This window comes from Tsukamurella pseudospumae, assembly GCF_001575205.1.
GTDB classification, from domain to species: domain Bacteria; phylum Actinomycetota; class Actinomycetes; order Mycobacteriales; family Mycobacteriaceae; genus Tsukamurella; species Tsukamurella pseudospumae.
This window is the reverse complement of sequence record NZ_LSRE01000044.1, coordinates 74,961-88,828: the sequence shown is the minus strand read 5'-3', so window position 1 is coordinate 88,828 and position 13,868 is coordinate 74,961. Positions and strand designations below refer to the sequence as shown.

General features: G+C 68.6%; 17 protein-coding genes and 2 tRNA genes. 9 read left to right on the top strand and 10 right to left on the bottom strand.

Annotated elements, in window-relative coordinates; translation table 11 throughout:
• Positions 1-148 precede the first annotated feature (148 nt).
• The 6 genes from AXK61_RS18085 to AXK61_RS18065 form a co-directional block, all read right to left on the bottom strand.
• A complete protein-coding gene (locus AXK61_RS18085; RefSeq protein WP_068746558.1) occupies positions 149-970 on the bottom strand; it encodes a transglutaminase-like domain-containing protein in 822 nt (273 codons plus the stop codon).
• Positions 967-1,542 carry a GrpB family protein gene (locus AXK61_RS18080; protein WP_068746557.1) on the bottom strand — a complete coding sequence of 192 codons (576 nt, stop codon included), beginning with the start codon at positions 1,540-1,542 and terminating at the stop codon, positions 967-969. The genes AXK61_RS18085 and AXK61_RS18080 overlap by 4 nt, the downstream gene beginning before the upstream one ends.
• 117 nt (positions 1,543-1,659) lie before the next feature.
• A complete protein-coding gene (locus tag AXK61_RS18075; RefSeq protein WP_068746556.1) occupies positions 1,660-2,751 on the bottom strand; it encodes an AAA family ATPase in 1,092 nt (363 codons plus the stop codon).
• 173 nt (positions 2,752-2,924) lie between these two features.
• On the bottom strand, positions 2,925-3,443 hold the full coding sequence (locus AXK61_RS25130; protein ID WP_156485741.1) for a hypothetical protein: 519 nt from the start codon (positions 3,441-3,443) through the stop codon (positions 2,925-2,927).
• A 209-nt stretch (positions 3,444-3,652) separates the two neighbouring features.
• A tRNA-Ile gene (locus AXK61_RS18070) sits at positions 3,653-3,729 on the bottom strand.
• A 98-nt stretch (positions 3,730-3,827) separates the two neighbouring features.
• Positions 3,828-4,373, bottom strand: coding sequence for a GNAT family N-acetyltransferase (locus tag AXK61_RS18065; RefSeq protein ID WP_068746677.1), 546 nt, complete (start codon positions 4,371-4,373; stop codon positions 3,828-3,830).
• A gap of 104 nt (positions 4,374-4,477) precedes the next feature.
• Between AXK61_RS18065 and AXK61_RS18060 the strand changes: the two genes are divergently transcribed.
• From AXK61_RS18060 to AXK61_RS18050, 3 genes are all read left to right on the top strand, one after another.
• Positions 4,478-4,675: a hypothetical protein gene (locus tag AXK61_RS18060; RefSeq protein WP_156485740.1), complete on the top strand. Its 198-nt coding sequence runs from the start codon at positions 4,478-4,480 to the stop codon at positions 4,673-4,675.
• Between the two features lie 30 nt (positions 4,676-4,705).
• Positions 4,706-5,530 carry an adenylate/guanylate cyclase domain-containing protein gene (locus tag AXK61_RS18055; protein ID WP_068746554.1) on the top strand — a complete coding sequence of 275 codons (825 nt, stop codon included), beginning with the start codon at positions 4,706-4,708 and terminating at the stop codon, positions 5,528-5,530.
• Positions 5,531-5,677: 147 nt separating this feature from the next.
• On the top strand, positions 5,678-7,300 hold the full coding sequence (locus tag AXK61_RS18050) for a hypothetical protein (protein ID WP_068572574.1): 1,623 nt from the start codon (positions 5,678-5,680) through the stop codon (positions 7,298-7,300).
• Positions 7,301-7,388: 88 nt separating this feature from the next.
• Here the strand turns inward: AXK61_RS18050 and AXK61_RS18045 are convergent, their stop codons facing one another.
• Positions 7,389-8,363, bottom strand: coding sequence for a GlxA family transcriptional regulator (locus AXK61_RS18045; protein ID WP_068572576.1), 975 nt, complete (start codon positions 8,361-8,363; stop codon positions 7,389-7,391).
• A 113-nt stretch (positions 8,364-8,476) separates the two neighbouring features.
• On the opposite strand from AXK61_RS18045, the gene AXK61_RS18040 reads away from it, so the two are divergent.
• Positions 8,477-9,067, top strand: a complete 591-nt coding sequence (locus AXK61_RS18040) for a cysteine hydrolase family protein (RefSeq protein WP_068746553.1) — start codon at positions 8,477-8,479, stop codon at positions 9,065-9,067.
• A 139-nt stretch (positions 9,068-9,206) separates the two neighbouring features.
• Positions 9,207-9,279: transfer RNA gene (locus AXK61_RS18035), tRNA-Asn, on the top strand.
• Between the two features lie 100 nt (positions 9,280-9,379).
• Here the strand turns inward: AXK61_RS18035 and AXK61_RS18030 are convergent.
• The 3 genes from AXK61_RS18030 to AXK61_RS18020 all read right to left on the bottom strand — a co-directional run bounded on the left by AXK61_RS18030 (position 9,380) and on the right by AXK61_RS18020 (position 11,504).
• Positions 9,380-10,630 carry an RNA polymerase sigma factor gene (locus AXK61_RS18030; RefSeq protein ID WP_068746552.1) on the bottom strand — a complete coding sequence of 417 codons (1,251 nt, stop codon included), beginning with the start codon at positions 10,628-10,630 and terminating at the stop codon, positions 9,380-9,382.
• Positions 10,627-11,022, bottom strand: a complete 396-nt coding sequence (locus AXK61_RS18025; protein WP_068569297.1) for a YciI family protein — start codon at positions 11,020-11,022, stop codon at positions 10,627-10,629. The genes AXK61_RS18030 and AXK61_RS18025 overlap by 4 nt, the downstream gene beginning before the upstream one ends.
• A gap of 98 nt (positions 11,023-11,120) precedes the next feature.
• Complete coding sequence (locus AXK61_RS18020; RefSeq protein WP_068569296.1) at positions 11,121-11,504, bottom strand: hypothetical protein; 384 nt, start codon at positions 11,502-11,504, stop codon at positions 11,121-11,123.
• A gap of 48 nt (positions 11,505-11,552) precedes the next feature.
• Here AXK61_RS18020 and AXK61_RS18015 point away from each other — a divergent pair, with 48 nt between their 5' ends.
• From AXK61_RS18015 to AXK61_RS18000, 4 genes are all read left to right on the top strand, one after another.
• A complete protein-coding gene (locus tag AXK61_RS18015) occupies positions 11,553-12,323 on the top strand; it encodes an AraC family transcriptional regulator (protein WP_068746550.1) in 771 nt (256 codons plus the stop codon).
• 92 nt (positions 12,324-12,415) lie between these two features.
• Entirely contained in the window at positions 12,416-12,865 is a 450-nt protein-coding gene (locus AXK61_RS18010; RefSeq protein WP_068569294.1) for a type II toxin-antitoxin system Phd/YefM family antitoxin, read from the top strand.
• Positions 12,865-13,209: a hypothetical protein gene (locus AXK61_RS18005; protein ID WP_068569293.1), complete on the top strand. Its 345-nt coding sequence runs from the start codon at positions 12,865-12,867 to the stop codon at positions 13,207-13,209. Before AXK61_RS18010 ends, AXK61_RS18005 begins: the two co-directional genes overlap by 1 nt.
• A gap of 84 nt (positions 13,210-13,293) precedes the next feature.
• Positions 13,294-13,839, top strand: a complete 546-nt coding sequence (locus tag AXK61_RS18000; RefSeq protein ID WP_068746549.1) for a pyridoxamine 5'-phosphate oxidase family protein — start codon at positions 13,294-13,296, stop codon at positions 13,837-13,839.
• Positions 13,840-13,868 lie beyond the last annotated feature (29 nt).

The following is a 13,868-nucleotide window of genomic DNA, read 5'->3' as shown; positions in this document are numbered from 1 at the left end:
TGAGGGAGGCGAATTATCGGGTCGCAAGGCGGTCGGCTCGCGTCGCCGGGGCCGACGGTGCTCAGGCCCGTTCTGCCAGCACCCTCTCGACCCGTTCGACGGTGCCCGCGGCGAGGTTCGTTCGCGGGCCGATGCCTGCGAGGCGCGGTTAGGAGCAGACCAGCGTGTCAGGGACTGTCAGATCTGGGTTCCGGTAGATGGTGGCGATCTCGGTGGGGTCGTCAGAGATGCAGATCGCGGCAACTCGGTCCAAGAGCATGTCGTAGTCGGGGCCTGTCTCGCCGTCGTAGGCCTCGGTCATCCGGCCCCACTCGTCCCACGGGAGCATCTCGACCTTGTTCAGGGCGGCCAGATCCTTGACCAGGTTCCCGCGAATCTCGGCCGGCCCCCAATTCTCGGTGCCGTGGACACCGAAACGTGAGGCATCGATCTCGCCTCGCCGGAATGCCATCCAGGCCTCCGCGCCGGACAGGAACAATCCTTCCGCCAGGTCCTCCGGATGCTCCACGACTGTTTGTCCGAGAATCTCCGGATCCAGGCGTACCCACCGGTCGTGCTGGGCGATCCGATACTCGATCACCCAGTGATCGACGGCCCTCTCCTCCTCGAAATACGTAGCGAATCCGCAACGAACCCGAGCAGGAATGCCCCTGTGGCGAAGCAGGGCGCATGCGAGAACGGCGAAATGCCGACACGTGCCGACGACTCGCTGACCCGGCTCGCGCAGCTCGGTGAGTGGCTTGTTCTCGAGGGAGAGAAGCCGGAGTGCCAGCTCAGGGGCGGGCCTGATCTGGTTCTCCGCGAGCCGGGCCTCGGAGAGATGGCGTGCAGCCGGATCGGTTGGTTGGAGCACCAGCGAGTGAATAGGTGCGCAGATGGTCACTGGTTCGCTCCCGAAACCGGCGAGCGCTTCGGCGGGTACGGCGGTCAGATCGGTCAAGCGTCCCGGCAGACGATAGTCGATTGTCACATGAAATCCCTTGGGGCGGAGCGTGCGCGGTGAAGGATGTGCGCGATGACTTCCGACTTCGCGTTGGCGTAGGCGTTCATGTCCGGCCAATCTCGTTCAGCCAGATCGCGCTTCGTGCGTTCATACAGATCTCGATCGGCCTCGTGCCGGCGGAGGTGCTCGCGGAGTAGTAGGAGGTCCTCCGCTGCGGGGGTGCCCGGTTCGAAGACGTGCAGGTGAACATCGAGTTCCGGTGTCCGCAGCATCCGGTGCCCGGGCTCGCGGACGCGGACGACGTAGCCGCTGCGGGTCAGCGGATCCAGATATTTGGATTCGGCGGTGATGTCGTCAACGAGCAGGAGCACATCGACGATCGGCTTCGCCGCGAGTCCCGGAACCGATGTCGAGCCGATGTGCTCGATACCGCGAGAAGCGAGTCCGACCGCCGCTGCAACTCGGGAACGGTGTGTCGCAAACACGTCGGCCCACGTGGCGGTGTGCTCCACCAAGACGATGTCCCGCTTCTCGATTCCGCCGATCAGTTCCAGCCCCGTCACATCCGCGTTTCGGCGTTGCTCAGGTGGATGGCTCACGGGTCGAGGCTACCGATAGCGCTCTGCGTCAGCGACCTCACGAACTCGTTTAGGAGATGTCTGGGGATGTGCACCTCGCCGAAGGAATGCGGAGTTGGACCGAATCCCCACCTCGGTTCAGGCCCGTTCTGCCAGCGCCCTCTCGACCCGTTCGACGGTGCCCGACGGCTCGTCGTCCGTCGTGTCGATCGTGATGTCAGCACCGTCGTCGTTGCGGAGTCGTGCGGCCTGCCGGTGCGCGCGTTCCGCCAGGAGACGTTGCCGAGTCGGATCGGCCCGGACGATCTCGTCGCCCGGCAGCAGACCGGTACTGGTGCGCGAACGCAGCCCGACGCGGGAGGTGAGCGCGGCGTCCGACGCGTCGAGCAGGACGCGTGTCGGTGCGTGGTGCCGGTGGGCCGTCAGGACGAGTTCGGGATCGTGGGTGACCACGATCAGGTCCTGCGCGCCGGCGCGCTCGTAGCCACGGGTCAACGCCGCGTAGGCGCTCGCGTGTACCGCGGGGTCGTAGGCGGCGCCGTGGAATCCGAGTTGCCCGGCGTCGATGTACGCGGTCGCGCGACCGCGGGCCCACCGGTGGCGCACCAGCTCCCACCCGACCGTCGAGGTCCCGACGGCCGTCGCGCCGTACAGCACCGTCGTGGGGAGCGGGGCGGCGTCGACGGCGGGGGCGGGTGACCAGGGAGCGGGCCGGACCGCGCAATGGTTGGCGGCCAGGTTATGGGCGACGTCGTCGACGTCGAGCCCGGTGGTGTCGACGGTGCCGATCGCGCTGCGGTCGTACAAGTCGGCGATCTCACGCAGCGCGGCGATGGTGTCCGGGTCGGAGCCGCGGCCGAGGTAGCGCCGCTCCAGCTCCGCCCAGTCGCAGCGGAGCCGGACGTGCGTCGGGGCGATGGTGGGTGCCGCGAGTTCGTCGAACCGGGCGGCGCCGTGCTCGGGATCCACGACTCCGGACACGATCATCTGCCGGAGTCCGTGAGTGCGAAGCACATCGACCACGCGGGCGAGGTTATTGGCCTTCATTGTGTGCGGGGCCGAGCCCGTGAGCCGGTCGAAGGGGCCGAGGAGTCCGAGCTGGTCGATGTCGACGTACGCCGCGTTCCCTCCTGAGGCTATGAGCCGCTCGAACACCCGCCACCCGGTGGTGGTCTTACCGGTTCCAGGTGCGCCACTGATCCACAGTAGCGGCGTCGGTGTGCTGGTCACGGATCCAACGTATCTGGCGGCGGCAACCGGTTTTGTCGCGAGAAGCGGTGCGATTGGTGGGCAGCCATCAGCTTCGTCGGCAGGCGAATCTGCTGAACGCCGTCCACATCGAATAGTGACGAACCTGGATGAGCGGTAAGTCGGGCGATTCTCGGATCGCTACAGTGGCTACTTTACCGGCCACCTTCAATTGCGCACCAGTTGGATTGCCACGAACGGGGTTGAGAAGCGCTCGCGCTGTAGCCGATGTTCAGGCATACGCGGAATAATCTTGTAGAGGCATACGATTGGCCTGCGAGGTCTATCGCAGTCCCGGCTGATCCGCATTGGCGGTACCATCCATCGCTGGTGGTGCTCGCACTCCCTGCGGGTGGCCAGCTCGCTGAGCCTGTGAGGGTATTCCAGCCAATTTGCACATACGCGCAACCTGTACGCGCCAGGCGAACCGTCGAGCCGTTGGTGAATTGACCACGGAACACGTCAGGGCGGAGCGTTCGCGCGCCTTGGTACCAGTTCACGTAACCTGCTGCCCGCACGCCTTGATTCGCGTTGACGAAGTTGAAGCTGTCTTGATCGACCAGGAAATAATCGGCATTGGCGGCGGGAGCGACCGCGAGCGTGGCTGACGCGGTGAGTCCGACAATTGCGAGTGTGCGGAAATAGGCAGATCGACCTTTGGTAGCGGCGAACATGGAAACTCCTTTTCGTGCACGACTGTCGGGGTTGCCTGACAGTACGCCTCCGGATGCTCGCCGACAATGAAGAATGTCTTCGCTTGCTATTTATGGGGGACGTTCTAGACCTGGCAGAGGGGGAATTGGCCAAGTATGACTGATTTTCGCCACGTCGTCGGGCTGAGATTCATTCGATCAGATGACACGCGGTTTGATCGCAGGAGATGTGGTGGGGCAGGTGGGGCTCGAACCCACGACCAGCGGATTATGAGTCCGCGGCTCTAACCGACTGAGCTACTGCCCCCGACGCGCGGGCGGGGCCCGCAGCGGCTCGATAGTACCCGCGCACCGTCGAACCCGATCCCGGCGGCCGGGCGCGTGCCGACACCTGCGCAGGCCCGTCTACCTATCCGCGTGCAGGATGCCGTAGACGACGTCGTCGGTCCACTCGCCCTTGCTGAAGAAGTCCTGGCGGAGGACAGCCTCGCGCCGCATGCCGATCGCCTCGGCGACGCGCGCGGAGGCGGAGTTCCGGCCGTCCATGTTCGCCGTGACGCGCCGCAGGCCGTAGTGATCGAAGGCGAGGTCGACCAGTGCCTGCGCTGCCTCACGCGCGTAGCCGTGGCCGTGGTGCGCGGGGTCGAACGACCAGCCCATCCCGGCCTTGTGGTTCCCGTCGTCGGTGCGCCACAGCAGGACTGTGCCGATCGGCGCACCGTCGAGCTCGACGACGAGCGAGAGCGACCTGCTCTCTGTTTCCAAGCCGGTTCGTTCCAGGCGCTCCGCGAGTTTGCGGGCCGCGACCTCGCGCGACCACGGCTCGTCGAGGAGGTACCGCGCTACCTCGGGCTGGGAGAACACGCGGTGCATCCATTCGATGTCGTCGTCGCGGTACGGCCGCAGCCGCAGACGCACCGTCGAGATCGGGAACGACAGGTCCTCGGACATGGAGCCGAAGCTACCGAACACGCCGGTCCGGCGCGTCGTGCGCCGTTTCGATCCAGAACGGAGGAACTCGTTCTAACGTGTGATGCGGATCACCCGAAACGGACATGGGGGTACGAGTGCTCGACCACTACGACGTGCGCAGCGGCTACTTCAACCTGGGAATCCGGCCGCCGGCGGGTCGCCGGGCGAGTCTCGGGGTGTGGCGGGTGGTCAAGGCGGTGCTCAACTCGGCGGCGGAGCTCGACGTCTACGTGTGCGCGGCGCGTTACGGCGCGCGGCGCGAGGGATGGGCATCGTCGTAGCCGCAGGACCGGACGACTACGCTCGACCGCATGGCTGACGACGCTCTCGCGCTGCCCGACGACGCAGCCGGGCCCGAGCCCCGCAAGGGGCGGAAGATGCTGGCCAAGGGGGCCGCGGCGGCGCACGCCGCGAACCGCAGCAAGGCGATGACGGGGCTGGTCCGCGCGGCCCGGGAGAACATGCCCGGCGGCCCCAAGAAGGAACTGTTCCAGCCCGACGCGGAGTCGACGGAACGGCTGTCGAAGCTGGTGGACCGGATCGTGGGCGACGAGCCGACGGTCACCCGCGAGCTCGGCACCCTCGCGACGGCCACCTGGCAGGCGATGATCAGCCGGCGCGACCGCGACTACCTGCCGCCGAAGCCGATCACCATCCTCTTCACCGATCTGGTGGCCTTCTCGACGTGGGCGCTGGAGCGCTCGGACGACGACATCGTGCGGCTGCTGCACGCGGTCAACAAGACCACCAAGGAGATCGTCGAGCGGCACGGCGGCGTCATCGTCAAGACCATGGGCGACGGTGCCCTGGCCGCCTTCGACGGCGACAGTGCGATCGAGGCCGCGTACGAGGTGATCGAGGCCGTCGGCATGATCGACCTCGCCGAGGACTACCGCCCGACATTGCGCGCGGGCCTGCACACGGGCACGCCGCGGCGGGTCAAGGGCGACCTGATCGGGGTCGACGTGAACATCGCCGCCCGGGTCGCGGAGGCAGCGAACGGGGGAGAGGTGCTCGCGTCCGAGACGGTCTTCTCCATCGCGGAAAGGGATCGCTACCAGGTGCGACCCCGCCGGTTCAAGGCCAAGGGCGCGCCGCAGAAGCTACAGGTCTTCTCTGTGCGCCCGCTGTACTGAACCTCCGGGACAACCCTGAACTTCTCGAAATACTTACCGCGGGCTGTAACGATCCGTGGCAAGGTCCGTATAGAGCGTGTGAATCGAGTCCGAGAGTCCAGCGGGGCGCGACAGCGCACCGTCGAATCACCCAAGGATGGGAACCACATGAATACGAAGAAGATCGGAGCCGCGTCGTTCGCCGTCGTGGCCGTGGCGGGCCTCCTCGCCGGGTGTGGCAAGTCGACCGGCGGAGACAGCCCCGTCGCTTTCCAGCCCGTGACCGGTGACCAGTTCACCGCGAACCCCGGCGCCTTCCAGACCGACGGTGTCGCCGTGCCGCCCAAGGGCGTCACGATGGTCGGCAACGCGGTCGCCGCGCAGGCCGTCGCGAACTCGGGTCTGCCGCAGGGCACGATCACCTCGACCAGCAACAACACCACGGTCTACTACCCGGCCGCGCCCAAGATCCCGGGCATCCGCGTCGCGCCCCAGCCCGCACCCCCGGCGCCGATGGTCCGCCCGGCGAACTACAAGCCGTGGAACTACACCCGCGACGAGATCGCGATCTACCAGCAGATCTGTGAGACCGGCTCGTGGAAGCAGACCTCCACCACTCCGGGTGGCAGCGTCAGCACCGAGGTCCAGACCCAGACCTGCTACACCCTGTACGGCCGTCAGCTCGGCGTGAAGCCGTGGCACCCGGGCCAGCCCCGTCCGTGGGAGAAGCCCAGCTACCCGAAGCCGTGGTTCGAGGCCGACTTCCACGTCGACGTGCCCGTGTTCTGGGTCTACCCCAAGAGCTGGACCCAGCCGAAGCCGCAGCCGCTGATCTCGGTGTCCATCGGCATCAACCTGGGCAACAACCCGTACCGCCACGCGAACCCGAAGTTCAACGACCCGTACTACCCCGTGTGGGCGGTCACCCCGGGTCGCGTCGTCGAGGTCCGTGACCAGGACCGGATCACCGCTCCGATCTACACCTCCACGACCACGACGTCGACCACCACGACCACCACCGTGACGGCGCCCGTCGCCCCCGGTGTCGTGCTGCAGCCGCTGCCGACCTCGGCGAAGGTGGAGCCCGTTCTCGCGCTCCCCGGCGCCAAGGTGACCGGCAACGTCAACCTCGACGCCAGCGTCGTCGCGCCGCTGCCCGTCGCCCTGCAGGGTGCGACGATCCAGGCCGGCACCACCGCGTCGCTGAACGAGGCGATCGGTACGTCGGTCCAGGCGACCGTCGCGAAGCCCAGCTCGGACAACGCCAACCGCGTCGAGGTCCAGGGCAACGCGGGTGCCACCGTCAACGGTGGCGCGGGTAACGGCACCGTCACCGGTGGTGCGGGCGCCAACGTGACCGGCGGCGCCGGTGCGGGCAACGGCACCGTCTCCGGTGGTGCGGGTGGCAACGTGACCGGCGGCGCCGGTGCGGGCAACGGCACCGTGACCGGTGGTGCGGGTGGCAGCGTGACCGGCGGTGCCGGTGCCACCACGACCACCACCAAGCCGGCGGAGCGTCCGGCTGCGCCGACGCAGGCGCAGACCACGACGCAGGCTCCGGAGACCACGGTGACGAAGCCTCAGGCGCCTGAGACCACGCAGGCTCAGGAGACCACCCAGGCTCCGGCCGCCACGACCACGACCACGGCCCCGGCCGTGACCCCGCAGGCCGCGACCCGCACGCAGGCGACCCAGAAGCCCGCTGTGAGCGCCGGTGTCACCGCTGGTGCCGACGCGACCGTGTGCACGCCGGCTCAGGTCAAGGCAGGCACCTGCTCGACCGGTTCCTAACAGTCGGATCGCATGACTCCCTCGGGGAGGCCCTCGGAGCGCCACAGGCGCCTCGGAGGCCTCCCCGAGGGCGTTCGTGTGTCCGGGGTCAGCGGATCCGGAACCGTTCGCGGTACTGCGCGGGGGTGATGCTCAGGGTCCGGCGGAACGCTCGGGCCAGGGTGTCGACGGTGCCGAACCCGCACGTCGCGGCGACACGGGCGACGGTGTCGTCGGTGGTCTCGAGCAGATTGCGGGCGGCCTCCACCCGCGCCGCCTCGACGTAGGCCGCGGGCGTCGTCCCGAGCTCGGTCCTGAACACCCGCGTGAGTTGGCGCTCGCTGAGGTGCAGGTGCGCCGCGAGCTCGCCCACTGACAGCGGGCGATCCAGGTGGGTGAGGATGTGGTGCCGCAGTTCGTCGACGCGTCGCGACGCCCCGCCCTGCTCGAGCGGCACACTGAATTGGCTCTGACCGCTGGGACGCTTGAGGTAGACCACCAATTGCCGGGCGACCCGCTGCGCCGCCTCGTCACCGAAGTCGTCGGCGACGAGCGCGAGCGCGAGATCCAGGCAGGCGCTGAGGCCGGCGCCCGTCCAGATGTCACCGTCGCGGATGAAGATCGGATCCGGGTCGACCGTGATCTCCGGATGCTCGTCGGCCAGTTGCTGCGCCGTCGACCAGTGCGTGGTGGCGCGCCGACCGTCGAGGAGGCCGGCGGCGGCCAGGATGTGGGCGCCCACGCACACCGACGCCACCCGCCGGCACCGCGGGGCCGTGCGCGCGACGAACGCGGCGGCGTCCGGGTCGACGAGGGCCGCGATCCGTCGGTCCTGCCCGACGGTGACCGCGCCCGGCACGATCAGCGTGTCCACCGTGCGCGGTACGTCGTCGAAGGTGACATCGGGGAGCACGCGCACGCCCGCGGAGGTGGTCACGGGGTCGATGGAGGCCGCAGCCAGGAGTACCCGGTAGCCGGTGGGCCGGTCGAGTTCGCGTTGCAGCAACGAGAACACCTCCGGGGGTCCCGTGACGTCGAGCAGGTCGACCTGGTCGAAGATCACGACGACGATCAGCCGGTTCATCCGCGCCCTCCTCTGATGTCTGGATCTGCAGCATACGTGTCATTGCGACATCGCGGTGCGCTTCGTAGCGTTGATCGGGTCATCGCGATTCCAGGACATGTGAAGGAGAATTCATGGCGCGCAGTACATTGCGGGAGCTCAACGGTTTCGGGAGCGAGCCGGCGACGGTGGCCGAGGCGACCGTGATCCTCGTCGACTACCAGAACACGTACACGCGGGGAGTCATGGAGCTCGAGGGCTGGGAGAGCGCGCTGACGGCCGCGGAGGCGCTTCTGCGTCGTGCCCGGGCCGCGGGGGCCACCGTGATCCACGTCGTCAACGACGGTGGCCCTGGGACGCCCTACGACGTCCGCGAGGACATCGGCGCGATCCACGCGCGCGTCGCGCCGGTCGACGGTGAGCGGGTGGTCGTCAAGACCGCACCGAACGCCTTCGTCGGCACGGAGCTGGGCGACCTCGTGGACGCCGCGGGCAACGCGCAGGTGGTGATCGCCGGCTTCATGACCCACATGTGCGTGGCGTACACCGCGGAGGGTGCGTTCCTCCACGGGAGTCGGCCGACCGTCGTCGCCGACGCCTGCGCGACCCGGCCGCTCCTCTCGCCCGCCGGCGCCGTCTCGGCCCGTCAGCTGCACGACAGCGCCCTCGCCGGCATCGGGGACCTGTTCGCCGTCGTGGTGCCCTCTGCTGCTGCTCTCGGATGACGGTGCGCGCCCGGGCCTTGTCGACGGTGCCGGCGGTGCTGATGATGTTGGCCCGGGCGCGGGTGAGGTAGGGCTCTGACCAGGCGATTGGCATCCTCGCGCGCACATGCGCTAGAGTCTCATCTCGGTCAAAGTTCAATCCCCCATAGCTCAATTGGCAGAGCATTCGACTGTTAATCGAAGGGTTACTGGTTCGAGTCCAGTTGGGGGAGCAAAGAAGCCGCCTCTTCGGAGGCGGCTTTCTGCTTTCACGGGGCTGAGCTCCCGCGCGATGTCGGGTCATTGGGGGTATGAGCCCGGCCCGGGCGCGGATCAGGCGGGGCCGGCACCGTCGGGCTCGATCCCGAGAGCCTCGATCCGGGCGTTGAGGAAGCGCTGTTCGGGGATGTTGGTGCACAGTCTGGCGGCGGTTCGGTAGTCGGCGAGGGCTTCGTCGCGGCGGCCGAAGGCCTCGAGGATCGGCGCACGCACCGCGTACAGACGGTGGCTGCCCCGCAAGCGAGGATCGTTCAGGAGGGGCTCCAGCATGCGTAGAGCCCGCGCCGGTCCGTGTACCTCGTTGATCGCCACCGCGTAGTTCAACATCACGGCGGGGGAGGGGGCGCTCCGGGCGAGCATCGCGTAGAGCGCGGCGATCTGCGGCCAGTCCGTCCGCTCCCACGTCGGGGCCTCGGCGTGCACCGCGGAGATCGCGGCCTGCAACTGATAGGGGCCGACCGGCCCCGTGGGAAGCGCCGCCTCGATGAGGACGACGCCCTCGGCGACCCCGGTGCGATCCCAGCGGCCCCGATCCTGGTCCCGGAGTGGGACGAGGTCACCGTCGGGCGTGGTGCGCGCCGGCCGACGGGCCTCGCTGAGCAGCATCAGAGCCAGCAGTCCGGCGGTCTCGGTCTCCTCGGGGAGTTCGTTGTGCAGCAGTCGCGCCAGGCGGATCGCCTCGGTCGTGACATCGACGTCGAGCAGATGCCCACCGACGGAGCGGCTGTGGCCCGCGGTGTACATGAGGTACAGGGCGTGCATCACCGCCGGGAGGCGTTCCTGCCGCGTGGCGGGTGGTGGGAACCGCCGGTGCTGCAGGTCGATCGTCGCCTTCGCCCTGCTGATGCGCTGACCGACGGTGGCCGATGGGATGAGGTAGACGGCAGCGATCTGTTTCGTGCTGAGCCCCAACACTGTTCGCAGCGCGAGCGTGACCTGGGATTCGATGGTGAGCGCGGGATGACAGCAATAGGTCAGGACCTCCAACGACGCATCGTGATCCTCCAGTGGCGCAGCCGGATCGGTGACCCGGTCGACACCGTCGAGCAACGCCACTCGGTGTTCCCTCCGCAGCCGCGCGATGTCCTGACGGTGGCCGTCGAGGTACCGGCGCGACGCCACGCGCACCAGCCATCCGCGCGGCTTCGCCGGCACCCCGTCGGCCGGCCATTGGCGCGAGGCGTCGACCAGAGCCTCCTGGACCGCGTCCTCGCAGGCGGCGAAGTCGCCGTACCGGCGGACGAGCGCGGCGAGGACGTGCGGCGTCTCGCGGCGCAACATGTCCTCGCCCACTGCGGGAGTCATGCGTCGTCGTCGCCTCCGGGCCACATGAGGGGTCGCAACTCGACCGTCTCGCCGGGGCCGGCGAACCGGGTCGCGACCTCATGAGCGCGCTCGGGTCCGGCGACGTCGATCAGGAAGAACCCCGCGAGGTGCTCCTTGCTCTCGGCATAGGGACCGTCGCTCGAGGTCGGCGCGCCCGCCTCCCAGCGGTACAACGTCGACGACGCCGGGTCGCCGAGGGCCTCACCGCCGAGCAGCTCGCCCCGCTCCTGCATCTGTCCGAGCAGATCCTCGAAGTCGGCGTTCATCTTCTCGCGCTGCTCGGCCGGAAGCGCCTTGTGCTCGGCCAGGTAGTCGCCCGTGGGATGGCCCCAGGGCTGGGGATTCGAGTGGATGAGGATCACGTACTTCACCGTTGCGCCTTCCGTCGTGAGGGCCGGTTCTCGGCCCTTCAGTGTGACATCGGAGCTGTCCGGCCGTCTTCGACACGATCCCGAGAGGCTCCCGCGGCTCAGTTCGCGCGAGGCGCCACCTCGCAGGCCGCGACGACGCCGAGCGCGGTGAGGAGGACCACGTCGATCCGTTGGACGCGCCGCAGTTCCGGGCTGGGCGCACCGATGGATCCGGCCAGCGCGAGGAACGAGCCCACGGACACGGTCCCCGCGGCGAGGGCCGGTCGGCGGTAGCGGGTGTCCGCGGCTCCGGCCAGGAGTGCCGCCCCGAGCAGCCCGAAGAAGGTGGCGCGGTGGCGCAGCAGGAGCTCGGTGCCGGCGTCGGGCACCGCGACCCCGTAGGTGCTCTCGACGCGCTCACGGGAGAGCACGGCGACGCTGGGGAGCAGGTGCGCGAGCCCCACGCCGGCGAGGAGTGTGCGCTGCAGTCGGTGCGTGTTCACGGTGGGATTCCTCCGGTGGTCGGTGTGCGGTGCTTCTAGCATCGGAGAATGACCGCCGCCGCGCTTCCGGAAACGTGCGCAGTCCCGGGCGTGCTGTGGGTCTCGCCCGCGACGGCGCTGTACCTGGGGCCGTCGCTCGGGCTCGCGGCGCATTCGACCTCGGTGCACTGCCTCGTGGTCGGGGCGGACGGTCCGGTCCGGATCGAGGTCGGAGCACACACAGTGACGGGACGCAGCGTCCTGGTGCCGCCGCGCACCGTGCACCGCGTGCTCGCCGAGCCCGGGACGCGGATCCTGTTCTGCTACAACGACGCCACCGCCGCTCGGGCGCGCGATCTGACCGTGTTGATGACTCGCCCCGGCGTGTTCGCGACCGGCCATCGCCACGAGGCGGAGTTGCTGCGCCTGTGTGGGGGAGGCGCACCGTCGGGCAAGGATCTGCGCGCTGCGGCCTTCGGCGAGGGAACGGCTCCAGAGCCGCGGATCCGGCGCACGATCGAGCGCGTGCGGGCCGACCCGGTCGGCTGCACGGCGATCTCCCTCGCGCAGGCGGAGGGCCTCTCGACGCCGTACGTGCTCCGCCTGTTCAGCAGGGAGACGGGGACCAGCTTCCGGCGGTACCGGCTGTGGATGCGGATGCTGCGTGCCGCCGAGTCGATCGCCGCCGGTGCCGACCTCACCCGCGCCGCGGCGGACGCGGGATTCGCGTCTCCGTCGCACTTCAGCGACGCGTTCCTCGCGATGTTCGGGCTCAGCGCCACCGCGTTGTTCGGCACGGGTGCGACGCTGGTCGTCGGCGATTCACCCGCCGACTGGTAGGAAATCCGCTGGGCGCTGGGCGCCGGCGACGCGATACTGAGCCCCCATGAATCCGGGTGGACTTCCGAACACGTTCCGAATATCGTGGAGGTATGAGCGAGCGAGCTACCCGACGATCATCGGAGCTGAGTAAGAACCCGGCCAAGGTGTTCGCCGAGGCGGAGGGGCATCCGGTGACGGTGACACGCCGTGACGGGGAGGATCTCGTGCTCATGTCTCAGCGAGAGGCGGACGGGCGCGAACGCATGCTCGAGTTCGCTGCGCAGCTCATCGGTGTCGCAGTGGACGGTGATGGGCCCCTCGCGGATCGGATGGCGAAGGCGTTCCCGTGGATGCTCGCCCTGTCCGCCGCGGACCGCAGCAGGTGTGCGCAGGACCTGGTCGACGCTGCGCGCGCGTCGTTCTCCACCGAGCAACCTCATCGGGTGCTCTCCGAGTTGACCTCCTGGAAGGAGACCGCGACTGCTATCGCTGCCGGTCTGGGGCAATCCGACCACGAATGGCTCGATGACGCGGACGACACACTTGTGGAGCGCCCGTAGTGGCCGGCAAAGGCGAGCTGGTGCCCCGGCCGGCGAAGAGGACTGAGTACGAGATCCGTTTCGCCACCTCCCACGCTCGAAAGGGTTGGCAGGATCTCGCTGCGACGATACGGAGTCCGCTGGCCGATACCTGGGACTTCCTGACCCGAACGCCCCTGGCGAACGTGCCGACCAACTATCCGCTGAAGGGCGCGCTCGGCACGGTCACTCGGGATGGACGGGCCCACGAGAGATGGCAGCACAAGCCCACGAAGCAGGGCGATGCTCGAATCTGGTTTTACGTCGACGGGCGCACGGTGTATCTGGAGCAGGTCCACACCAGCCACCCGAATGCGACGAAGTAGGCCGGAGCCGCGAGTGGGAGTCCGGTTCGGGCTCCGGCTCGAAATCCGCTGGGCGCTGGGCGCCGGCGACGCGATACTGGACCGATGGCGACCCAGTACGACCACATCAGTGAGCGATTGCAGGCGTTCATCGAAGAGCAGCACATGTTCTTCGTCGCGACCGCCGCGCCCGACGGCCGGGTCAACGTCTCCCCGAAGGGCCTCGACTCACTGCGGATCGTCGGCCCCAACCGCGTGGTCTGGCTCAACGGCACCGGCAGCGGCAACGAGACGGCCGCCCACCTGCTGCGGAACCCGCGGATCACGTTGATGTTCTGCGCCTTCGAGGGCAAGCCCCTCATCTTGCGCCTGTACGGAACGGCACGGGCGGTGCACGACGGTGACCCGGGCTGGCCCGAGCTCCTCGCCTCCTTCCCGCCGATGCGGGGCGCCCGCAACATCTTCGACGTGGAGGTCGATCTCGTGCAGACCTCCTGCGGCTTCGGCGTGCCCCTCTACGAATACGACGGCCAGCGCACCCTCATGGACTCGTGGGCCGAGAACAAGGGCGACGAGGGGCTGGAGCGGTACCAGCGCGAGCGCAACGTCCACAGCATCGACGGATTCCCGACGGGGCTCCCCGTCCGGTAACGACGCCGACGGCCCGGCGGTCGAGCTGC

Coding starts and splice junctions, on each gene's coding strand:
- AXK61_RS25130 (WP_156485741.1), bottom strand. CDS start 3,443: ATGTTCGCCGCTACCAAAGGTCGATCTGCCTATTTCCGCACACTCGCA.
- AXK61_RS18065 (WP_068746677.1), bottom strand. CDS start 4,373: ATGTCCGAGGACCTGTCGTTCCCGATCTCGACGGTGCGTCTGCGGCTG.
- AXK61_RS18060 (WP_156485740.1), top strand. CDS start 4,478: ATGGGGGTACGAGTGCTCGACCACTACGACGTGCGCAGCGGCTACTTC.
- AXK61_RS18055 (WP_068746554.1), top strand. CDS start 4,706: ATGGCTGACGACGCTCTCGCGCTGCCCGACGACGCAGCCGGGCCCGAG.
- AXK61_RS18050 (WP_068572574.1), top strand. CDS start 5,678: ATGAATACGAAGAAGATCGGAGCCGCGTCGTTCGCCGTCGTGGCCGTG.
- AXK61_RS18045 (WP_068572576.1), bottom strand. CDS start 8,363: ATGAACCGGCTGATCGTCGTCGTGATCTTCGACCAGGTCGACCTGCTC.
- AXK61_RS18040 (WP_068746553.1), top strand. CDS start 8,477: ATGGCGCGCAGTACATTGCGGGAGCTCAACGGTTTCGGGAGCGAGCCG.
- AXK61_RS18030 (WP_068746552.1), bottom strand. CDS start 10,630: ATGACTCCCGCAGTGGGCGAGGACATGTTGCGCCGCGAGACGCCGCAC.
- AXK61_RS18015 (WP_068746550.1), top strand. CDS start 11,553: ATGACCGCCGCCGCGCTTCCGGAAACGTGCGCAGTCCCGGGCGTGCTG.
- AXK61_RS18010 (WP_068569294.1), top strand. CDS start 12,416: ATGAGCGAGCGAGCTACCCGACGATCATCGGAGCTGAGTAAGAACCCG.
- AXK61_RS18000 (WP_068746549.1), top strand. CDS start 13,294: ATGGCGACCCAGTACGACCACATCAGTGAGCGATTGCAGGCGTTCATC.